The 22,466-nt window shown below is 38.8% G+C and carries 20 protein-coding genes; 9 read left to right on the top strand and 11 right to left on the bottom strand.

Features of this window, described 5'->3' with window-relative positions:
* Nucleotides 1-8: 8 nt before the first annotated feature.
* Both RMB06_RS11850 and RMB06_RS11845 read left to right on the top strand, forming a co-directional pair.
* Complete coding sequence (locus RMB06_RS11850) at nucleotides 9-443, top strand: hypothetical protein (protein ID WP_044101216.1); 435 nt, start codon at nucleotides 9-11, stop codon at nucleotides 441-443.
* Nucleotides 444-466: 23 nt separating this feature from the next.
* Nucleotides 467-1,123 carry a 4'-phosphopantetheinyl transferase superfamily protein gene (locus RMB06_RS11845; RefSeq protein WP_311079616.1) on the top strand — a complete coding sequence of 219 codons (657 nt, stop codon included), beginning with the start codon at nucleotides 467-469 and terminating at the stop codon, nucleotides 1,121-1,123.
* A gap of 71 nt (nucleotides 1,124-1,194) precedes the next feature.
* Here RMB06_RS11845 and secB read toward each other — a convergent pair whose 3' ends face one another.
* The 4 genes from secB to rsgA form a co-directional block, all read right to left on the bottom strand.
* Nucleotides 1,195-1,653, bottom strand: coding sequence for a protein-export chaperone SecB (secB, locus tag RMB06_RS11840; protein WP_002115005.1), 459 nt, complete (start codon nucleotides 1,651-1,653; stop codon nucleotides 1,195-1,197).
* Between the two features lie 27 nt (nucleotides 1,654-1,680).
* Entirely contained in the window at nucleotides 1,681-1,938 is a 258-nt protein-coding gene (gene grxC, locus RMB06_RS11835; protein ID WP_002114715.1) for a glutaredoxin 3, read from the bottom strand.
* 11 nt (nucleotides 1,939-1,949) lie between these two features.
* Nucleotides 1,950-2,366: a rhodanese-like domain-containing protein gene (locus tag RMB06_RS11830; RefSeq protein WP_000443006.1), complete on the bottom strand. Its 417-nt coding sequence runs from the start codon at nucleotides 2,364-2,366 to the stop codon at nucleotides 1,950-1,952.
* Between the two features lie 98 nt (nucleotides 2,367-2,464).
* Nucleotides 2,465-3,526: a ribosome small subunit-dependent GTPase A gene (rsgA, locus tag RMB06_RS11825; RefSeq protein WP_005066188.1), complete on the bottom strand. Its 1,062-nt coding sequence runs from the start codon at nucleotides 3,524-3,526 to the stop codon at nucleotides 2,465-2,467.
* Nucleotides 3,527-3,651: 125 nt separating this feature from the next.
* Between rsgA and orn the strand changes: the two genes are divergently transcribed.
* The 3 genes from orn to RMB06_RS11810 all read left to right on the top strand — a co-directional run bounded on the left by orn (nucleotide 3,652) and on the right by RMB06_RS11810 (nucleotide 6,045).
* Nucleotides 3,652-4,218: an oligoribonuclease gene (gene orn, locus RMB06_RS11820; protein ID WP_000099436.1), complete on the top strand. Its 567-nt coding sequence runs from the start codon at nucleotides 3,652-3,654 to the stop codon at nucleotides 4,216-4,218.
* A 154-nt stretch (nucleotides 4,219-4,372) separates the two neighbouring features.
* Complete coding sequence (locus tag RMB06_RS11815) at nucleotides 4,373-5,104, top strand: Bax inhibitor-1/YccA family protein (protein ID WP_206261216.1); 732 nt, start codon at nucleotides 4,373-4,375, stop codon at nucleotides 5,102-5,104.
* Between the two features lie 137 nt (nucleotides 5,105-5,241).
* Complete coding sequence (locus tag RMB06_RS11810; protein ID WP_023274323.1) at nucleotides 5,242-6,045, top strand: enoyl-ACP reductase; 804 nt, start codon at nucleotides 5,242-5,244, stop codon at nucleotides 6,043-6,045.
* A 68-nt stretch (nucleotides 6,046-6,113) separates the two neighbouring features.
* Here the strand turns inward: RMB06_RS11810 and RMB06_RS11805 are convergent, their stop codons facing one another.
* The 6 genes from RMB06_RS11805 to leuS all read right to left on the bottom strand — a co-directional run bounded on the left by RMB06_RS11805 (nucleotide 6,114) and on the right by leuS (nucleotide 15,145).
* Nucleotides 6,114-7,508 carry an efflux transporter outer membrane subunit gene (locus tag RMB06_RS11805; protein WP_080631010.1) on the bottom strand — a complete coding sequence of 465 codons (1,395 nt, stop codon included), beginning with the start codon at nucleotides 7,506-7,508 and terminating at the stop codon, nucleotides 6,114-6,116.
* A 22-nt stretch (nucleotides 7,509-7,530) separates the two neighbouring features.
* Nucleotides 7,531-9,525 (bottom strand): MacB family efflux pump subunit, encoded by a 1,995-nt coding sequence (locus RMB06_RS11800; RefSeq protein WP_311079610.1) that lies wholly within the window; start codon nucleotides 9,523-9,525, stop codon nucleotides 7,531-7,533.
* Nucleotides 9,526-9,527: 2 nt separating this feature from the next.
* Nucleotides 9,528-10,868, bottom strand: coding sequence for a MacA family efflux pump subunit (locus tag RMB06_RS11795; RefSeq protein WP_017482042.1), 1,341 nt, complete (start codon nucleotides 10,866-10,868; stop codon nucleotides 9,528-9,530).
* A gap of 107 nt (nucleotides 10,869-10,975) precedes the next feature.
* Entirely contained in the window at nucleotides 10,976-11,965 is a 990-nt protein-coding gene (gene holA / locus RMB06_RS11790) for a DNA polymerase III subunit delta (protein WP_002114918.1), read from the bottom strand.
* A gap of 18 nt (nucleotides 11,966-11,983) precedes the next feature.
* Entirely contained in the window at nucleotides 11,984-12,493 is a 510-nt protein-coding gene (gene lptE, locus RMB06_RS11785; RefSeq protein WP_002115142.1) for an LPS assembly lipoprotein LptE, read from the bottom strand.
* A 27-nt stretch (nucleotides 12,494-12,520) separates the two neighbouring features.
* Entirely contained in the window at nucleotides 12,521-15,145 is a 2,625-nt protein-coding gene (gene leuS / locus RMB06_RS11780; protein WP_311079606.1) for a leucine--tRNA ligase, read from the bottom strand.
* A 534-nt stretch (nucleotides 15,146-15,679) separates the two neighbouring features.
* Here leuS and RMB06_RS11775 point away from each other — a divergent pair.
* The 4 genes from RMB06_RS11775 to RMB06_RS11760 all read left to right on the top strand — a co-directional run bounded on the left by RMB06_RS11775 (nucleotide 15,680) and on the right by RMB06_RS11760 (nucleotide 21,324).
* Nucleotides 15,680-17,404 carry an acetolactate synthase 3 large subunit gene (locus RMB06_RS11775; RefSeq protein WP_002115026.1) on the top strand — a complete coding sequence of 575 codons (1,725 nt, stop codon included), beginning with the start codon at nucleotides 15,680-15,682 and terminating at the stop codon, nucleotides 17,402-17,404.
* Nucleotides 17,404-17,895, top strand: coding sequence for an acetolactate synthase small subunit (gene ilvN, locus RMB06_RS11770; protein WP_002114824.1), 492 nt, complete (start codon nucleotides 17,404-17,406; stop codon nucleotides 17,893-17,895). Before RMB06_RS11775 ends, ilvN begins: the two co-directional genes overlap by 1 nt.
* Nucleotides 17,896-17,926: 31 nt before the next feature.
* Nucleotides 17,927-18,943 carry a ketol-acid reductoisomerase gene (gene ilvC / locus RMB06_RS11765; RefSeq protein WP_002115094.1) on the top strand — a complete coding sequence of 339 codons (1,017 nt, stop codon included), beginning with the start codon at nucleotides 17,927-17,929 and terminating at the stop codon, nucleotides 18,941-18,943.
* Between the two features lie 326 nt (nucleotides 18,944-19,269).
* Complete coding sequence (locus tag RMB06_RS11760; RefSeq protein ID WP_005066201.1) at nucleotides 19,270-21,324, top strand: EAL domain-containing protein; 2,055 nt, start codon at nucleotides 19,270-19,272, stop codon at nucleotides 21,322-21,324.
* 438 nt (nucleotides 21,325-21,762) lie between these two features.
* Here RMB06_RS11760 and RMB06_RS11755 read toward each other — a convergent pair whose 3' ends face one another.
* Nucleotides 21,763-22,335 carry a TetR/AcrR family transcriptional regulator gene (locus tag RMB06_RS11755; protein WP_311079605.1) on the bottom strand — a complete coding sequence of 191 codons (573 nt, stop codon included), beginning with the start codon at nucleotides 22,333-22,335 and terminating at the stop codon, nucleotides 21,763-21,765.
* Nucleotides 22,336-22,466 lie beyond the last annotated feature (131 nt).

Below are 22,466 nucleotides of genomic sequence, written 5' to 3'. Positions count from 1 at the left end.
ACACAACAATGTTAAATAAAAAACTTTTATTTGTAGCAATGCTAAGTGCGGGTTTTACTGCCACTGTTCAGGCTGGAGATGAAGTATATCAGTTAAATTTTAAAGAAGCTGTAGACCGTGCAGTTGCCGATGGGACTTTGGATGGTTCGGTAAAGTTTTATTTAAAGGGGACAAAATCTGGTGGTAAAGTTATTCAAAAAGATGCGGTGACGAATAAAAAGACCAATGGTTTTGGTAAGTCGGCAGCAACGTCTTGTGACTGGGTTTTGCGTTCAGCACTGATCCAAATGCAAAACAATGCTAAAGCACAAGGGGCAAACGCCGTTACCAATATTGTGAGCTATTTTAAAGCCAATGAAACAACGAGTACGACAACTTACGATTGCTATAAAGGCACCATGATGGCGGGTGTTGCTTTAAAAGGCGATGTCGTTAAATTTTAATAATTTCTAGTAAGGTTGAGATAATGTCTAAGCGCAAAATTGAAGTCTATACACAGGCATTATCTCAGCTTCTTTTAAAGTCTAAACAAGATTTTCCAGACTTCCGTTCATTTAATCATTATAAAAAACAACAAATACAGAGTGTCAGAAATCGACTGATTGCAGAGAAACTACAATTCAATTCAATGGAATTGGAGTTTGCCAAGCATGAACATGGTAAACCTTATTTATTGAATCACACTTTGCATTTTAATCACTCACATAGCCAACAATATTATGCTTTAGCGCTGAGTGAGCGAATTAAAGATATTGGTGTGGATGTTGAGGAACTGGATCGAAATGTACGCTTAGACGCTTTAGCAAAACATGCATTTCATCCCGATGAATATGAAACATGGCTAAGCTTAGAACAAAATAGAGAATATTGGTTCAAAGTCTGGACCACTAAAGAAGCCGTTTTAAAAGCTTCAGGATTAGGCATACGTTTAGATTTAAATACGTTAAATACTCAGGCACATCCTACCGATCATGGTGGAGTCTGTTCTCACCCACTTAATGGGACATTTGCTTATCAGAATTTTATTGTTGGTAATATGATATTAACTGTTGCATGGCGTTCAGAGTTATCTTGCCGTGGCTTCCAGTTTCCGTCTATTCAGCTTCATTCACTTGATCTTTAAGAATCTAAATAGCACATATAAAAAAAACCGCGTAATACGCGGTTTTTTTATTAAAACGAGAAGCTAAAAAATTAAGCTTGACCTTCAACAGCAGCAGCTTGAGCACGTTGCATGTTAGCTTCAAACTCGGCATCAAAGTTGATTGGAGTAAGAAGTAACTGTGGGAAGCTACCTTTAGTTACTAAATCATTTACAGCTTCACGTAAGAACGGGAACAAAATATTTGGGCAGTATGCGCCTAAAATATAAGGTAAACGCTCTTCTTCAATGTTGTCGATCAAGAAAATACCTGATTGAGTTACATCTACAATGAACGCTGTTTCGTTATCGTTATCGGCTTGAACCACAACTTTTAAAGAAACTTCAAAGTGAGTCGGGTCAATCTTTTCTGCAGCAGAAGAAAGATTGATATTAAGTTCAGGTTGCCATTGTTTAGTAAAAACCTGCGCCCCAGGAACCTCAAAAGAAATATCTTTTGTATAAATACGCTCTAAAGCTAATTGTGGTTGAACTTGTTGTTCTTCGCTCATTGTTTTTTCCTTAATATGGATGCGATGTTAAGCCAATAATTCGTCGAGTTTACCTTCACGCTCTAAAGCATAAAGTTGGTCAAAACCACCGATAAACTGATCGTTAATGAAAATTTGTGGGACAGTACGATGATTTGTGCGTTGCATTAATTCAACACGTACTTCTGGTGCTTCAACAGAAAGATTTACTTCTTTATAAGCAACACCTTTACGCTCAAGTAACTGTTTAGCACGAACACAATACGGGCATACAGAAGTTGAGTAAACAATGACATTTGCAGCCATGATAATTCTCCTTAAGCTTTTGGTTTGCTTTTAACAAGAGGTAAGCCTTGTGCTTTCCAGTTACTGATACCACCATCAAGACGATAGCTATCGTGGTGAGCAACTTTTTGCAAAGCACTTCCAGCAACTTGCCCCAAGTTGCAAATAAATACCAGTGGACGGTCACTTGCTTTTAATTCGTCAGCATGACTTGCGATTTGGCTATACGGAATATTGCGACTGCCACTAATGTGACCTTCGCGGAAATCTTTGCTATCGCGTAAGTCAATCAAAAGAGCATTTTTCGCTTTCACTAAAATACCAAGCGACTGTGGAGAAATTTTACGACCATTACGTTGACCTTCAAAAATGAAGAACAACACGATCAAGACTCCGAGCGTACCAAACAAAATGGGGTGATTCCCCATAAACTCTAACCAGCGTTCCACAAGTCACCTAAAAAAATTAAAAAACAAAATTGACCTAGAGTATAGCGTATATAGATGGTGATCAAAATCACCACTTCAAGGGCAAATAGGGCAGAAAATCAGTTTTTTTGCTGCGCTTCTTGAATCTCATCGATTAAACGCAAAAAGCTATCTAAACGTCGTGGCAAAATTTCACCCGCTTCAACGGCCTGTTTTAGCCCACAATTCTTTTCATGAGTATGTGTGCAATTACGGAATTGGCAAGATCCTAGATGTGCGGCAATGTCAGGAAAGCCCATACGAATTTTTTCTAAATCGAGATGCCAAAGCCCAAACTCACGAATTCCCGGAGAATCAATTAAGGCACCATTTTTACCGAAGTTGATTAAGCGCGTAGAGGTTGTCGTGTGTTGTCCAAGTGCAGAGTTTTCAGAAATAACATTGGTTTTTTGCTCTGCATCTGGAATGAGCACATTAATTAAAGAACTTTTTCCTACGCCTGATTGCCCTACAAATGCTACGGTTTCACCATCTAAACGCTCAGATAAAGCCGAGATATCTCCCTTCTTCGACTGACAAATCATCACCTCATAACCCAAGGTTTTATATTCTTCTAATAGGGTGAGAATTGGGTCATTTTCAGTGAGTAAATCAGACTTATTGAGGACCAAAAGAGCAGGAATATTTGCATCCGCACAAGCAACTAAATACCGATCGATTAGCGTTGGAGCTGGTTCAGGAAGCGGTGAAAATACAATCACAATCAAACTGATATTCGCGGCTACTGGTTTAACTTTGTGATAGCGGTCAGGGCGGGTAAGTAAAGATGTACGTGGGTGAATGGCTGTAATAATGCCTAAACCCGTATTTGGGTCTGCCTGCCATTTAACACGATCACCAGTTACAAGTAACTCAAGATTAGTTCGAGTATGGCAACGCCAAACACTATTAAGTTCGATCGGCTTCCAGAATGGTTCTGGTTCTCCTTCGGCAACTTGTGGTTTTTCTGGGTGATGCTCAGGTACAGAGAGAGCTTGTACTTCAAGTTGACGCCCATAATGTTGTACAACGAGTCCATCTAGATCCTGTGAAGTATCGATCTCTTCTTGGCGAGTTTTATGCTGTTTTTCAATACGACGTTGCTGTTGTTCAGTTAAACGACGCTTACGAATTAAAGCCATTCATATCCCAAAAAAACCATTGTTTGAAGACCGCAAAAATAGCATGAAGCAGCTATAGAATTACAGCGCGGAAGCAAGAAATTTGCTACTATTGATGTTTTTACGGCATTTTAGAACGTACATTCATGAGCAGTACTTTAAATACACGATTAATTTGGATTGATCTGGAAATGACCGGATTAGATACCGATAATGATCAAATTATTGAAATCGCAACAATTATTACAGATGATCATTTAAATGTACTTGCCGAAGGCCCAGTTTTGGCTATTCATCAACCTGATCGTATTTTAAATGCAATGGATGAATGGAACACTCGTCAACATGGGCAGTCTGGTCTGATTGAACGAGTTCGTCGCAGTAAATTAACAGCTCGTGATGCTGAGTTACAAACTTTAGAGTTCCTAAAAAAATGGGTAAATCCAAAAGTTTCACCAATGTGCGGCAACTCAATCTGTCAGGATCGCCGTTTCTTACACCGTCTTATGCCTGAACTTGAGCAGTATTTCCATTATCGTAATCTTGATGTATCTACGGTAAAAGAACTTTCAAAACGCTGGCGCCCTGAAATTATGAGTGGTCTGAAAAAAAATGCATCACATTTGGCAATGGATGATATTCGTGACTCAATTTCAGAGTTGAAATATTACCGCGAATATTTCTTTATCATGAATACAGATGGTAAAGATTGATTACGTTGTAGACGTGATATGAAAAGGAGGCTTATGCCTCCTTTTTTATTGTATAAAGGACATTGTTACAATAATGCCAATTGCTTAATTTGGCTTTCATATTCATTTTGCTTAAAATGATGTTTTAAATTTTTATTATAAAAAGAGAGCATTTATGCAAAGTAATAACCCGATACTGACTCGTGTTGAAACGGTCAGTGACTATAGTCAACCGATGACTGTGCAAGGTGCGATTCAAAAATCTGTTATGTTGACGGTCATTGCAGCTGCGGTGGGTGTCGCTTTATTTTTCTATGCAGCCTTTACTGCAAATGTTGGTATTGCTTACGCAGCTTCAATTGTGGGTGCAATTGGTGGTTTGGTTTTAGCTTTAATTACAACGTTTAAACCAACGACTGCGCCAACATTGGCAATTCCGTATGCCTTATTTGAAGGGGCTTTTTTAGGTGGTATTTCGTTTACTTTCCAGTTGAAATACCCAGGTGTTCCACTTCAGGCTTTATTAGCAACTTTCGTTACGACTTTGGTGATGTTTGGTTTATATAAATTCCAAATTATCCGCGCAACTGAAAAGTTTAAGTCAGTTGTAATCTCTGCATCTTTGGCGATCTTTATTGTATTTATCGTGCAGATGGTCATGCGTTTAGCTTTTGGTTCAAGCATTCCTTATATTTTTGAAAGTAACTGGTTAGGTATTGGTTTTGCTGCATTTATCGCTGTCATTGCTTCACTTAACCTGATTTTAGATTTTGATTTAATCGAAACTAATGCAGCTTATCGTGCACCAAAATTCATGGAATGGTTGTGTGGTATCGCATTACTTGCAACTTTAGTATGGATGTATATTTCTTTCCTACGCTTACTGGGCTTATTGTCTGACGACTAAGATTGAATTCATCTAGAAGTCGCTCCTCATCAGGAGCGATTTTTTTTCGTGCGATTTTTGAAAAAAGATGCATTATGCAATTTCGAAAACTTCTGAATATTGGCATTATGCTTGAAATTGTTTTGAGTGAGATCGGCATGACACAAGGACTTTTAGCAGGTAAGCGCTTTTTGATTGCAGGCGTTGCTAGTAAATTATCAATTGCTTTTGGTATTGCCCAAGCATTACACCGTGAAGGTGCAGAGCTTGCGTTTACTTATCCAAACGAAAAATTAAAAAAACGTGTGGATGAATTTGCTGAGCAATTCGGTTCTAAGCTTGTGTTTCCATGTGATGTTGCTGTTGATGCTGAAATTGATAATGCATTTGCAGAACTTGCAAAACATTGGGATGGTGTAGACGGTGTTGTACACTCAATTGGCTTTGCACCTGCACACACGCTTGATGGTGACTTCACTGACGTGACTGACCGTGACGGTTTTAAAGTTGCTCATGACATCAGTGCATACAGCTTTATTGCAATGGCTCGTGCTGCAAAACCTTTATTACAAGCTCGCCAAGGTTGTTTATTGACTTTGACTTACCAAGGTTCTGAGCGCGTTATGCCTAACTATAACGTTATGGGTATGGCAAAAGCTTCTTTAGAAGCTGGTGTTCGCTATTTAGCATCAAGCCTTGGTGTTGATGGTATCCGTGTAAACGCGATTTCTGCGGGCCCAATCCGTACTTTAGCTGCTTCTGGTATTAAATCTTTCCGTAAAATGTTAGATGCCAATGAAAAAGTTGCGCCATTAAAACGTAACGTAACGATTGAAGAAGTTGGTAACGCCGCATTATTCCTATGCTCACCTTGGGCTTCAGGTATTACTGGTGAAATTCTATATGTAGATGCTGGTTTCAATACTGTAGGTATGAGCCAATCTATGATGGATGATGAATAAGTTTTAAAATTTATTTAGCCATAAAAAAGCCGTAGTTGAAGGACTACGGCTTTTTTAATTGGTGCAAGTTATTGCGGTAGTTCTTTTACAGGGGAGCCACCTAGAGCTTGCATGAGGGTGACATAAGCATTGTATTGGCTTTGCTTGGTTTCAACGAGACTTAGACGTGCAGTACGTGTGGTTTGCTGAGCATCGAGAAGTGTTTTTAATGCAACAGCACCATAACGGTAACGAACTTCGGTTAGACGTTCAGTTTTTTCTGCAAGTTCAACATTACGCTCTTGTAATGCTACTTGTTTGTCGAGTTCGGTACGACTCGATAAAGCATTTTCGACATCAGCAAAAGCCTGATATAGCGTTTGACGATATTGAATAATCGCTTTTTCATAATCCAGATTGCTAATCGCAATATCTTTTTTCATATCGTTATATTGTAAAAACGGTAAGCTTAAACTTGCACCAAGCGTGAGAGCAGGGTTGCGTAACAACTCTGTTAACGATGTGCTGCTTGAGCCCAAACTACTGGTCAAGCTAATCGAAGGGTAGTAGCTCGCCTTAGTAGCATCTTTAGTTGCTAATGCTTTTCTTAAGCGGAGCTCACTTGCTTGCAAATCAGGTCGGCGCGATAAAATGTCGGCAGGTAAGCCAGCACCAATTGCAGGTAGAGCAGTGCGTGGTAAACGCTTTGGCTCTTGAATATTTAATTGCTGCAATGGTTCATGCAATAACACCGCAATGGCTGTGCGAGTTTCAACCAGTTGTTGTTCAATCTGGCTTAAACTCGCTTTCTGGCTTTGTACTGATTGTTCTGCTTGAGTCAGATCTACACCTGAAACGGCACCAGCTTTATATTGAATCTGAACCAAGTCATAAAGCTTTTGAGAGGTTGCTAGACTTTGCTGTGCGGTTGTATAACGCTCATTTAAATAACCCAGTTGCCAATAAAGTTTGGCAGTAGTTGCAATTAAACTTTGCCCAGTGGCTTGTAAGTCTTGTTCTGTCGCTAAGGCTTCCCATTTACTTGCTTCGGTTTGGCGTGCAAGCTTGCCAAATAAATCAAGCTCATAGCTTACGCCAGCGCTCATTGAAAGACCTTTAGCGCTGTCATCTCCCGAATTTAAATCGAAAGAATGCCCTGTAGAAACACTTGAACTGGTTCGTAAGCCTTGTTTGTTAGCGGTTAAGTCAGCTTGTAGACGGGCTTGCTTTAGAGCAATACCTGCAACTGCTAAATCACTATTACGTTCTAATACATTACTTACAAGTTGATTGAGCTGTGCATCGTTAAAGAGTGTCCACCAACGGTCAGAATATTGATTGGCAGACATGGTTTTTGTTTTTGCTGTGTCATACTGAAAACTACCCGGAACTTGTACTGCAGGTGTTTCATAAGGTGTTTTTACTACAGCTGCACATCCGACAAGAGAACCTGTGAGAAGAAGTGCTGTGCTGAGTTTAGTCATAGAGAAAGACATGCAATTTTCCTTATTCTCGAGATAGTGCGGCAACAGGGTCAAGTTTCGCGGCATTCTTGGCTGGTAAAAAACCAAAAACGACCCCAATCAGTGTTGAACAGACAAAGGCTGCAATAATTGAGGTGCTTGAATAAGCCACACTAAAGTTACCACCAGCAAATTTATTAATAAGTTGCCCAAGGCCAAGCGACAGTAAGACGCCAAGCACACCACCAATTAAACACACCAAAATTGCTTCAATCAGGAATTGCTGCAAAATATCACTTTGACGCGCACCTACGGCCATACGTACACCAATTTCCTGAGTACGTTCAGTCACTGAAACCAACATAATATTCATTACCCCGATACCACCAACCACCAGTGAAATTACGGCAATTGCTGAAACCAGAAGGGTCATTGTACTGGTTGTTTTCTCAATGGTTTGACGGATACTGTCACTGTTCATGGTGAAAATATCTTGTGCACCATGGCGCTGGGTTAATAAATTTACAATCGCATTTTCAGCTGCGGCAGTTGAATATTTGTCATTAATACGAACTACGATATTGCGAACATGGGTTTGCCCCAACATACGGCTCATCACGGTTGTATAAGGCATATAGACATTTAGCGTGTCATCTGAGCCCATACCGCTTGTTTGCGGTTCTACAATGCCAATAATACGGGCAGGTACACTACCGAGTAATACTACTTGACCGATAGGGTTGGTACCGTCACTAAAGAACTGTTTTTGAGTATTGGTATCAATGACTACATCCTGTGAGCGATCACGAACACTACGTTGATCAAAAGTTTGTCCATCTTTAAAGACCAAACCTTTCACATCGAAATAATCGTTACTCACACCATTAATGGTCGCGTTAGCTTCATTTTGTTGATAACGCATGGTTTTGGATGTACTAACGATGGGGCTAACTGCACTGACATACGGTTGAGTCATTAACGCATCGGCATCGGCAGGTACCAAGGTTTTAAAGTTTGCAGTTTTAGAGTTATCACCAAAACCGCGGCCCTGAAATATCGTAATCGTATTTGTTCCCAGACTGCTAATATTGCTTAAAATTTGCTGTTGAGAGCCTTTACCTAGCGCGACAACCGTAACAACCGATGCAATACCAATAATGATCCCAAGCATGGTTAAAAAAGTACGCATGCGGTGGGCATTCATAGACAGTAAAGCCATTTGAAAGGCTTCAGATAAACGGTCTAAAGTAGAACGCCATGCAGAAATACTTTTGCCTTTCTTCTGTTTACCTTGTAAAGCAGGAGCCGCATCAGGATCAGTCTTGATTGGTTCGGCTGCTTGATCTGGAACATTAGGGCGGTCACTAATAATTTCTCCGTCACTAATCTCAATAATACGAGTCGCATTTTTTGCAACTTGCATATCGTGGGTGACTAAAATAATAGTGTGACCTGCAGCATTGAGTTCACGCAAGATACGCATCACCTCAACACCACTATGAGAGTCGAGTGCCCCCGTCGGTTCATCTGCCAGAATAACGTCACCCCCATTCATCAGCGCACGGGCAATAGAAACACGTTGCTGCTGACCACCAGAAAGTTGGCTTGGTCTATTAAGTGTTTTAGTGCCTAAACCTAATTCAGTCAGTAGAGCTGTTGCGCGTTGTTTACGCTCAGAAGGTGTAACACCTGCATAAACAGCTGGAACTTCTACGTTACCTTCGGCAGATAAGTCACCCAGTAAGTGATAGCGCTGGAAAATAAAACCAAAATATTCACGGCGTAGTCGAGCCAGCTGATCTGGCTCAAGTTTACCTGTTTCTTGTCCATTAACCTTATAACTACCACTCGTAGGTCGGTCCAAACAACCCAGAATATTCATGAGGGTCGATTTACCAGAACCAGATTGACCGACAATGGCAACCAGTTCACCTTCATAAATGGTCAGATCAATGCCTTTTAAAATTTGTATCGTGCTTTCGCCAGCAGGGAATTCCCGGACTAGATTGCTGACTTCAAGCAAAGCTTGTTTTGTCATGCTTACATTCCCATTGGGCCACTACGGCGACGGTTATTACTACTATTTGCTGATGCAGCAGAAGTATCTGCACTATCAGCAATGACAACTTGATCACCTTGTTTTAAGCCCGCAAGAACTTGCGCATTTACACGGTTATTAATACCCACCAAAATTTGAGTTGGTTTAGTTGTGCCATCAGCTTGTAATACACGTACAACACTTAATGTTAATTTACCTTGTTCAACGAGTTGTTTTTGTTCAGCAGTCAAGTTTAGGCGTTGTAGACGAGCTCCGTTTCCTTGAGATTTTTTAGCTGCTTCAGGTGAAGAACTTGATTTATCAGATGATTGGCCTGATTTTCTTTGACCTGAAAATTGTTTAGAACTCAGTGCTGATGAAGGAACGAGTAGAGCATTTTTAGCTGAATTTAATACGATATAAACTTGTGCGGTCATATCAATACGCAATTTACCATCGGTATTTGGCACATCGAATAAAGCATTATAATAAACAGCCGAGCTTGTTGTTGAGCTTGTCGTACTTGTTGATTCGCTAGAAATTGAGTCGGGAGCAGGCTCAATTTGACGTAAAGTTGCGTAGCGTTTAGTTTCATCACCTAAGGTTGTAAAGTAAACCTGTTGTCCTTTTTCAACTTTCATAATGTCAGCTTCACTGACTTGCGCCTTAATCGTCATGTTTTGTAATTTTGCAATTTTGACAATTGTTGGCGCGCTTTGGTTCGCGTTTACGGTTTGACCTTCTTCAGTCACAATCGCGACAACCGTACCATCAGTTGGAGCAACAATACGTGTGTAACCAATATTGGTTTGTGCCGTAGATTTTGTGACTTTTGCAGATTCGATCTGTGCATCTAATGCTTTAATTTGTGCCTGAGCTGTTTTATAGCTTGCCTCAGCCGATTCTAAATCTGCACGTGGCGTTGCGTCTTGCGCATACATTTGTTGCTGACGACGGTATTCAAGTTGCTTTTCATTTAAGGAAGCAACTTGTTGAAGACGCTGTGCTTCTAAATTTTTAATGTTTGCATCAGAGGTCTTTAAGCTATTTTCTTGGGTGGTTGAGTCAATTTGCGCAATGAGTTGACCTTGTTTAACCTGATCACCCAACTGTACATACATCTTTTTAACCTGACCAGATACCTGCGCACCCACACTAATCAGTTTGGTTGCATCCAGTGTACCTGTCGCAAGTACATTATTTTCAATATCCCCACGTGTTACCTCAGCAGTAATATATTGAGGTTGCTGCTCTTTAGGCTTTAAAAACTTCCAAGCTAATACAGCAATAACTGCTATACAGAGGATAATAATAACAAGTTTGATTGGCTTTATTTTTGGCATGGTGAGAGGTCGAAAAGTTTAAAATTTAATTTAGTATAAAAGCGAAATGAGGATAAAACGTGAATTTTTATTATATTTCAAGAATGAAGAAAAATGATTCCGCCGAATTATTGTATAAATAGCGTTTTACCACATAATTCAGCAATGGCCTGCTGCATCAAATGTTGGGCATTTTCATTCGACATTCCTTTAATTGCTGCATCAACTTGCAATAGAAGGGTGGACCAGCCTAGAAATTGTTGAGGATTTAATCTTCTTAACGCTTGTTGATATAAACTGACTTTAGTTTTCCAGATACCAAGTTGTAATGCATTATGAGGCTGTTCAAATAATTGCATCAGTAAACGCATTTCTTTGCTTAGTGTCCATAAAATCAGACTTTCTGGTTCGCCAGCAGCAATTAAATATTGAAAAATTTTAATAGATTGAGCGAGATTACCTTCTAATAAAGCATCGCTTAAATCGTAAGTGGTGTAACGAGATTGATCTTGTAAACAAGCATACAACTGTTCAATTTGAATCAGTTGTTGGTCTGGAAAAGTATCTCTTACACGCATCAAGCTATTCTTAGCTGCGAGCAGATTATGCTCATGATGCTGCATGAGCCACTGCCATGCGTCATTATCGAGTTGAATTTCGAGTTTCTCTGCTTCGGCAGATAAAATTCTTTGGCGGTCTTGCGGATAGTTTGCCGTAAGGGCAACAACAACACCATTTGCTTCCACAACTTGGAAAAAAGCAGACTTTAAGCTACTACTATCTTGCTTAGGTAGAACAATTAAAAGCAGGTTAGTTTCATTATGCTGAATATAGCTTTTAAGTTGTTTTAGCCCATTTGCGTCAGGCTTTATATTGCCATGTACTTCAATGGCAAGCTGCTGAGAAAATAAAGATAAGCTGTTAAGAGCGTTAAAAACATTTTTCCAGTCGCTTACACTACTAATATCGTAGCGCTGTCTTTCAACTTCTTGTTGTTGCCAACTTTTACGAAAAGCATCTAATAAATTTTGTTCCAGCAAAGGTTCTTGGCCATGTAAAATCCACGCACCCCGTGCTTCCGGAATGCGTTTTAAGGCTTGTAAATAGTCAATTTTCATTGCTGGTAAAAATAAAGATTAAGGCTGAGCTTTTGGTAAACGATTTGCTGAAATCTGACGAGTAATTTGCTGTGCAATGTCATCGATCACAATACGTTGCAAATAAGATTCTTGCTGATTTTCGGTGTTAACCGTTGCAAGATCATATTGGTAACTACGAGATGCAGTTAATGAACGTGGTTCAGTAATTTTATTACCCTGACGGTCTTCAATCTGGAAGGTTACGGTTAAGCGTAATAATACTTCCGTTAGTTTTCCATTTAAAAGCTGACGACGTGGTGTGTACTCTAAAACACGGAGTACGTAGGCATCATTATCATTGCTGAATTGAACACCATTTGCAGCTAAATAAACTTTTAACTGGGTTTCTAAATCATCAGTTTTAGCTGGTAACTCAAGGCTTAATTTTTTATAAACCAGCGGAGTTGCAGTCGGGTTGGTTCCTTTTAAATGAAATCCACACCCGACTAAGCCTGCACTAAGGCCTAAGGTCAAAACAACAGCGGCTAAACGTTTGGCAAAGTGCATGCTTGATCCTCTCATTAATAACTTTAATTAAACCACGAGGTTAACTAATTTATTTGGAACCACAATTTCTTTCTTTGTTGGTCCTGTTAAGAATTGTTGAACTTCTGGAAGAGCTTTAGCTTGAGCTAATAGATCTTCTTTAGAAATATCAACCGAAACTTCAAGTTTACCGCGAAGTTTACCGTTAACCTGTACAACAATCGTTTGTGTATTACGAGTTAATGCAGAAGCATCGACTTCAGGGAATGTCGCTTCTGTTACATCTGTACCAAACTGAGCCAATAATGTTTGACTTAAATGTGGTGCAAATGGAGCAAGTAAAGTTAACAGTGTGGTGATCGCTTCACGTTCTACAGCAACGTCATTATCATCTTTTGCTTCAAACTTGTTGCTCGCATTTAACAATTCCATCAAAGCAGCAATCGCAGTATTGAATGCATGACGACGTTCGATATCATCACTTACTTTTTGAATAGTTTCGTGTGTTTTGCGACGTAAATCTTGAGCGTCTTTAGACAAGTTAGCTGCATCAATCGTAGAAGCTTGGTTGCCCTTTTCAAGGAAGCTCGCTACAAGGCGCCACACACGTTTTAAGAAACGGTTTGCACCTTCAACACCTGCATCAGACCATTCTAAAGATTGATCTGGTGGAGCAGCGAACATCATAAATACACGTGCTGTATCTGCGCCGTATTGATCAATAATCGCTTGTGGGTCGATACCATTGTTTTTCGACTTAGACATTTTTTCTTGTCCGCCGATCACAACTTCTTGACCGTCACCTGAATATTTTGCAGAAAGAATACGACCTTTTTCATCGCGTTCTAATTCGATATCAGCAGGGTTAAACCAAGTTTTCTTACCATTTTCTGCTTCACGATAGAATGTATCAGCAAGCACCATGCCTTGAGTTAACAAGTTGGTAAATGGCTCATTACCTTGTACTACACCTTCATCACGCATTAATTTGTGGAAGAAACGTGCATAAAGTAAGTGAAGAATCGCGTGTTCAACACCACCAATATATTGGTTTACAGGAAGCCAGTTTTGAGCTGCTTCAGGTTTAACCATACCGCCAGTAAAGTCTGGAGATGCATAGCGTGCATAGTACCAAGATGACTCAACGAATGTATCCAATGTATCTGTTTCACGGCGTGCATCGCCACCACAACAAGGACATTTAGTTTCATAGAATTCAGGCATTTTATTAAGCGGGTTACCTGAACCATCTGGAACAACGTCAGTTGGTAATACAACTGGAAGCTGGTCTTCTGGAACTGTGACTTGACCACAAGTATCACAGTTAATCATTGGAATTGGACAACCCCAGTAACGTTGACGAGAAACACCCCAGTCACGTAAACGGAATTGAACTTTAGAGTTTGCTAAACCTTGTGGTTCTAATTTTGCAAGGAATGCATCAAATGCAGCTTGGAATTCTAAACCATCAAACTCACCAGAGTTAACAAGTTTACCTTCTTTAGAACCGTACCATTCTTGCCACTCAGTTGCAGAGTAGTCTGCATCGTCAGCGCCTTTGGCATCAATTACTTGCTTAATAGGCAAGTTGAACTTGTTAGCAAATTCGAAGTCACGTTCGTCATGCGCTGGTACAGCCATCACTGCGCCAGAACCGTAAGACATTAATACGTAGTTTGCGATCCAGACAGGAAGCTCTTCACCAGTTACAGGATGCTTTACAAACAAACCTGTCGCCATGCCTTTTTTCTCGGCTGTTGCCAAGTCTGCTTCTGCAACTGAACCCATGCGGCACTCTTCAATGAATGCAGCCAATTCAGGGTTGTTTTCAGCAGCTTTAAGCGCAAGAGGGTGTTCTGCTGCAACGGCAACATATGTCACGCCCATAAGCGTGTCAGCACGTGTTGTATAAACAGTTAAGCCATCAGCATAAATTTCGGTATTGGCAGATGGGAAAGTAATTTCCATGCCTGTAGAGCGACCGAGCCAGTTACGCTGCATGGTCAACACTTGTTGAGGCCAGCCGTCTTGTAGAGTGTCTAGGTCGTCTAATAATTCTTGTGCATAGTCAGTAATACGGAAGTAGTACATTGGAATATCGCGTTTTTCAACCAATGCACCAGAACGCCATCCGCGACCATTTTCAACTTGTTCGTTTGCTAAAACAGTTTGGTCAACTGGATCCCAGTTTACTGTTGAAAGTTTACGGTAGATCAGACCTTTTTTATAAAGCTGAACAAATAACCATTGTTCCCAGTGATAATATTCTGGTGTACAAGTTGCGAATTCGCGATCCCAGTCTACAGATAGACCTAATTTTTTTAATTGGTCACGCATGTACGCAATGTTTTCAAATGTCCATTTTGCTGGAGCAACTTTATGGGCAATTGCTGCGTTTTCCGCAGGTAAACCGAATGCATCCCAACCCATAGGTTGTAATACAGTTTCACCTTTTAAACGGTAAAAACGGCTAATCACATCGCCAATTGTATAGTTACGCACATGCCCCATATGCAGCTTGCCGCTTGGGTAAGGAAACATTGACAGGATGTAACGATGTTTACCTTCGACAGTGTCGGCAACTTTAAAGACTTTACGATTTTCCCAATCTTGTTGAACTGATGGTTCAATCGTGTTTGCTTGATATTCGGGGTCAATGTGAGAAATAGTCATAGACGTAAGCTATACAACAAAAATTGATATTAAAGATTGTTGCACAGCATAGCGCAAAATCGACAAAAATGCAGTTTTGGGATGGATTTATTTTCCGTTAAAAATTAAACAAGAATAAACCTGAAAAAAGTTGGGTAATCATAAAAAAAGAAAAGTGGAAAAATCAAATAAGATGAAAAAATAGTCAGTTAAAAAATAATCATAGAAAAGTGTTTCTTTAATCTTGACTTTAGTGAATTAAACAACAAAAATGCTTCCTTTAGTTTTATATGCGATTATTTGATCACCCTTCGAATAACCGTCATGTTTTGTAATAGACATTCTCTCTAGCCGAGAGATTGATTTTACTTAAAGTATGTATATCCAGACATGCTTTATTAATGTTAAAAAAGCTTATACGGCTGAAAAACAGAAATTTTTCTATTGCAACGAAAACTAGACAATATGTGTGCTATAACAGTGCAGACAATTCAATGAATGAAACACTATTTGTGCCTTCCATAAATAGTGATAAAGATTTTAGGGTGAATCACGTTGGAACTTTTATCTGGTGGTGAAATGCTCGTTCGTGCTCTTGCGGACGAAGGCGTTGAACATGTTTTTGGTTATCCAGGCGGCGCTGTATTACATATTTATGATGCGCTATTTCAACAAGACAAAATCAATCATTACCTCGTACGTCATGAGCAAGCTGCTGGTCATATGGCAGATGCTTACTCGCGTGCTACAGGTAAGACTGGCGTAGTACTGGTCACTTCTGGACCTGGCGCAACTAATACTGTGACTCCAATTGCAACAGCTTATATGGACTCAATCCCAATGGTGATTTTGTCTGGCCAGGTTGCATCACATCTTATTGGTGAAGACGCTTTCCAAGAAACTGATATGGTAGGTATTTCACGTCCAATCGTGAAACACAGCTTCCAAGTTCGTCATGCAAGCGAAATTCCTGCAATTATCAAAAAAGCATTTTATATCGCAGCAAGTGGTCGCCCTGGTCCAGTTGTAGTCGATATTCCTAAAGATGCGACAAATCCTGCAGAAAAATTTGCGTACGAATATCCTGAAAAAGTGAAGATGCGTTCTTATCAGCCACCTTCACGTGGTCATTCTGGCCAAATTCGTAAAGCGATTGATGAGCTTTTAAGTGCAAAACGCCCTGTAATTTATACGGGTGGTGGTGTTGTTCAAGGTAATGCATCGGCATTATTGACTGAACTCGCGCATTTACTAGGTTATCCAGTAACTAACACACTTATGGGCCTTGGTGGCTTCCCTGGCGATGATCCACAATTTGTGGGCATGTTAGGTATGCACGGTACTTATGAAGCAAATATGGCGATGCATAATGCTGATGTCATTCTTGCAATTGGTGCGCGTTTTGATGACCGAGTGACCAATAACCCAGCAAAATTCTGTGTGAATGCTAAAGTTATTCATATTGATATTGATCCGGCGAGCATTTCAAAAACAATTATGGCGCACATTCCGATTGTAGGGGCGGTTGAGCCTGTACTTCAGGAAATGTTGACGCAATTGAAACAATTGAATGTGTCTAAGCCAAACCCTGAAGCAATTGCTGCGTGGTGGGATCAAATTAATGAATGGCGTAAAGTTCATGGCTTAAAGTTTGAAACCCCGACTGATGGCACAATGAAGCCACAGCAAGTTGTTGAAGCTTTATATAAAGCGACCAATGGTGATGCCATCATCACTTCAGATGTGGGCCAACACCAAATGTTTGGTGCGTTGTATTACAAATACAAACGTCCACGTCAATGGATTAACTCAGGCGGATTGGGCACCATGGGCGTAGGTTTACCTTATGCAATGGCTGCGAAGCTCGCTTTCCCAGATCAACAAGTTGTTTGTATTACTGGTGAAGCTTCAATTCAAATGTGTATTCAAGAGCTTTCAACGTGTAAGCAATATGGCATGAATGTGAAGATCTTGTGCTTGAATAACCGTGCTTTAGGTATGGTGAAGCAGTGGCAAGATATGAACTATGAGGGCCGTCACTCAAGCTCATACGTTGAATCATTGCCTGATTTTGGCAAGTTAATGGAAGCTTATGGTCACGTTGGTATCCAGATTGATCATGCCGATGAACTAGAGTCGAAGCTTGCTGAAGCAATGGCGATTAATGATAAATGTGTATTCATTAATGTCATGGTTGATCGCACGGAACATGTTTATCCAATGCTGATCGCAGGTCAGTCTATGAAGGATATGTGGTTAGGTAAAGGGGAGCGTACATAATGAGACATATTATTTCTGTACTCGTTGAAAACGAAGCTGGTGCGCTTTCTCGCCTTGTTGGTTTATTTAGCCAACGTGGATATAACATTGAAACACTAAATGTTGCGCCAACCGAAGACCCAACTTTGTCACGCTTAACATTAACAACTTATGGTGATGACCATAAGATTGAACAGATTACAAAGCAGCTCAATAAACTTGTTGAAGTTGTAAAAGTAGTTGATTTATCAGAAGGTTCACATATTGAGCGTGAACTGATGTTGATTAAAGTAAAAGCGTTAGGTGCTTCACGTGCTGAAATTAAGCGAACAGCGGATATTTTCCGTGCGCAGATTGTAGACGTGACACCAACTACCTATACCATTCAAATAGCAGGGACAACTGAAAAATTAGATGGTTTTATCGATGCGCTTGCAGAAAACACTATTCTAGAAGTCGTTCGTTCAGGTGTATCTGGTATCGCCCGTGGCGAAAAAGTATTAGCCATTTAATTTTTTAAAAGTATTTTAGCGGAGAACACAAATGCAAATTTTTTACGATAAAGACTGTGACTTATCAATCATCCAAGGCAAGAAAGTAGCGATTATTGGTTACGGTTCTCAAGGTCATGCTCATGCACTTAACCTTAAAGACTCAGGCGTAGATGTAACTGTAGGTTTACGTGCAGATTCAGCTTCTTGGAAGAAAGCTGAAAATGCAGGTCTTAAAGTTGCAGAAGTTCCTGCTGCTGTTAAGCAAGCTGACCTCGTAATGATTTTGACTCCAGATGAATTTCAATCACAACTTTACCGTGACGTGATTGAGCCAAACATCAAAGAAGGCGCGACTCTTGCATTTGCTCATGGTTTCTCTGTTCTTTACAACCAAGTTGTTCCTCGTAAAGATTTAGACGTAATCATGGTTGCTCCAAAAGCACCTGGTCACACTGTACGTTCAGAGTTCCAACGTGGTTCAGGTGTTCCTGACCTAATCGCAATTCACCAAGATGCTTCTGGTAATGCACGTAATGTTGCTCTTTCTTATGCTTCTGGCGTAGGCGGCGGCCGTACAGGTATTATCGAAACTTCATTCCGTGAAGAAACTGAAACTGACTTATTCGGTGAGCAAGCGGTTCTTTGTGGTGGTGCGGTTGAATTAGTGAAAATGGGCTTCGAAACTTTAGTTGAAGCTGGTTATGCACCAGAAATGGCTTACTTCGAATGTTTACACGAACTTAAATTGATCGTTGACTTAATGTTCGAGGGCGGTATCGCTGACATGAACTACTCAGTATCTAACAATGCTGAGTACGGCGAATATGTAACTGGTGTTGAAGTAATCAACGAACAATCTCGTGAAGCAATGCGTAATGCATTGAAACGTATTCAATCTGGTGAGTACGCTAAGATGTTCATTCAAGAAGGTGCGTTAAACTACCCATCTATGACTGCTCGTCGTCGTCAAAATGCTGCACATGGTATTGAAGTAACTGGTAATAAGTTGCGTGCAATGATGCCATGGATTCAAGCAAACAAAATCGTAGACAAAGAAAAGAACTAATTTTCTTTATCTAACGTTTTAAAAGAACCCTGCTTTAAGCAGGGTTCTTTATTTATACTATTTTATTTGAATATGAAAATTGCGATTAGGTCAACTTGACTAGATTAAATAAATTCTATATTTTTCATATAATTGGCTGCTTAATTTTTATTTACTTTATTGATTTATAAAGTAAAAAATACTTGACCAAAAGATAGATAATGTTATTGTTTATAACTGACTGAATAAGTCAAATTTACTAAAATTTCTTTAACATGTTTAATTGTATTTTGGGCAATGAGTTGAACAAAATAAAAAAAAGTATTGAATAATCATGGAAGTCCAATATGGGTCATGTTGATTACGATAGCACATTGATCGTCGGCTCTTTTATTGCAGCTGGCTTCATTTGTTATATTGTAATTTCCATGGAGCAGCTAATATTCAAGCAAGTCTATAAGAAATTTGAGTCCTTAATTTTATTTATTAATGGACTGCTACTCGCCTTAGCAATTAGCATCGTCCATATTGTTGGTATACAAGCTTATCATCTGTTTGATACAGCTCACTCTAATATTCCTTTAATTGCAATATCTTATGCTATTAGTGCATTGTTATCTTGCATTGCGATGTGGTTGACTTCGCGTTTTACACTCCCTTTATTTAGACTCATTTTGAGCTCGATTATTATGGGAATCGGAATTTCAGCTTCATATTACATTAGCATGCTGGGCTGGAATATTAATGTTTATAAAAAAGATTACACTTCGTTTTTACTTTTATTTTCTGTATTAATTGCGATGAGTGGTTCAGGGCTAGCGTTTTTACTCGCCTATAAATTAAAAGACACTGAACGATATCGCTTAACTTTAAAAATCGCATTTTCGGTTATGATGACCTTAAGTATTATGGGGATGCACTACACAGCGCTTATTGCGACGAATATTACTGATAAATTTATTAGCCAATATCAGGCTGAACATGACTTATTATTATTTACAATTATTCTAGTCACCTGTTTGGTACTCGTAGCAAGTTTTATTGTTGCAATGTTAGAGCAACGCCTTACTCAACAGAATTTAGAGCTGCGCAAAGCAAATAAAGAATTAGCTAATCTATCTATACAAGACAATTTAACCAAATTACCTAACCGCCTTTATTTGGTGGATTATGCTGAAGTATTACTTTCAGATCATCGATACAAAGACCAGAAAATTGCTTTCTTATACATTGATTTAGATCGATTTAAATCGGTGAATGATGCATTTGGACATCATGTGGGTGATCAATTACTTATTCAGATGGCGAACCGCTTACATTGGCAACTCAATGAGAAGTGTAAACTGCTTAGAATTGGCGGTGATGAGTTTTTGCTTATTGCCGAAAATACAAATGCCGATGAAGCAGTTATTTTGGCTGAGAAAGTTTTACAGCTGATTCAAGAGAGTTATCAGATTTCTGGTAAAGAAATTAATATCTCTGCAAGCTTAGGAGTGGCACTATTTCCTGAGCACGGACAAAATGTTCAGGACTTACTCATGAACGCTGATGCCGCGATGCTCATGTCTAAAGAACAAGGCCGAAATACTTATACCATCTTTAGTTATTCAACCCATCAACAAGAAACGAGAAGTCAGTCAAAACTGATCAATGATCTTTATAAGGCCGTAGAAGAAAAGCAGTTCATCCTATATTACCAACCAAAATTTAATACGAACCTTGAGGTCTGTGGCGTTGAAGCATTAATCCGTTGGAATCATCCAGCTTTAGGAATACTCACACCGCATATGTTTATAGAAGGTGCAGAAAAAACGGGTTTGATCATTCCAATGGGATATTGGGCACTTGAGCAAGCTTGCCTGCAAATTCAAGAGTGGGAACGCAGTAACACCCCATTTTATCCAGTCGCAGTAAACCTATCTGCACTACAGTTCGAAAATAAAAAATTATTTAGTACACTCGAAGCATTATTGAAAAAATATCAAATTCAACCTCATCACTTAATTGTTGAGATTACTGAATCAACAGCAATGCGACATATCGATTTAAGTATTCGAGCTTGTGAGCGACTACGTGATATGGGCATTCGAGTCGCAATTGATGATTTTGGAACAGGTCATTCAAGCTTTTTATATTTAAAAGATTTACCTGTAGATGAATTGAAAATTGATCGCGGCTTTATTGTCGATTTAAAGCCAGGTTCTAAAGAAGAAGTTATATTAGAAAGTATAATACATTTAGCTAAAAAGTTAGGTTTAACCGTAACAGCGGAAGGGGTGGAAACTCAACAGCAAGTTGAGATTTTAACCCGTTTAGGTTGTCAGCAATTTCAGGGTTATTTATTAGGAATGCCTGTTCACGTCGATCAACTGATTGAATCTCAAGGCGCTCACTTCGCTTAATCTTTTCTATATCGATTTTTAAAACTAACATTTCCTTTTTATTTTTTTTCTTTAAAGAACAATTAATTAAAATAAATCTATCTTCTAAAACACACCTATATATTTGTAATAGTGGATAGTATTAGTTTCTCAGTTAGTTGAGTATTTAATATATAATAATTTATAAATTTATACTGTAAGTATAAAGTAATTCTAATAAATTGATGTTTGTATTTTATAAAATATAACGAGTTAAAAGGGTTATTATAAAATATTGTGAAGTTTATATAATAATTAGAATTAATGAAGATAGAACTAAATAAAAATATTAATTTTTATAAAATATAAATATATTAATTTTAGGGGTTGAATAGATTTTGGGTGGAGTTGGAGAGTAGACTCCACCGAACAAAAAACTTCTATCTTTATTAAAATATAAAAACTTAATTAATTTATAAATTAAATACTTGCATACTCTTGAACTGTTTCTAATTCAATAATTTTGTTTATATAAGACCACGTTTGTTCTGGATTAATCTTTCCTTTATTTATAGTGCCATCAATAATGATTCCATCTACAATGTTAAGAAAGAGCCCTGTTAGGATTTTTGTGTTTTCTACTTCTAACTCTGAAAGAGCTGAGAAAACTAATGAGTAAATCCACTCCCGATACTCATTAATTTGATGCTTAATAGAAGGGTACAATTGCATGACTTCGATGGTCGCTTTTTTAAATAAGCAGCCATTAAAGTCATCTGTATTAATCCAATCGATATACCAATTAAATATCTTTTTTAATTTAATCAAAGGGTTGTTGGTATTCTTTATTTTTTCCAATATTGAATATTGGATCTCTAAATTTCTTTTATAAAGACATTCTTCAATTAAGGCTTCTTTAGAAGAAAAGTATTTATAAAAAGTCATTTTTGCAACATTTGACTCAGCAATAATGCGATCAACACCAATAGAAGTATAGCTTTTTTGGTTAAAGAGGGATGTTGCTGTTGTTATAATAGTTTCTCTTTTTGTCATCGGGTTCCCCGTTGCGGATATTTTTTGATTAACTTTGCTATTGTAAAGTGTATAAGCTTAAATAAAACTTATTTTATAGTATTTAAAAAATTATATTTATTCAATAGCTTGGTTAATTTAAAAAACAACAT

Source organism: Acinetobacter sp. V104_13, assembly GCF_031798995.1.
GTDB classification, from domain to species: Bacteria; Pseudomonadota; Gammaproteobacteria; order Pseudomonadales; family Moraxellaceae; genus Acinetobacter; species Acinetobacter pittii.
This window is presented reverse-complemented; position numbering and strand designations above follow the sequence as displayed.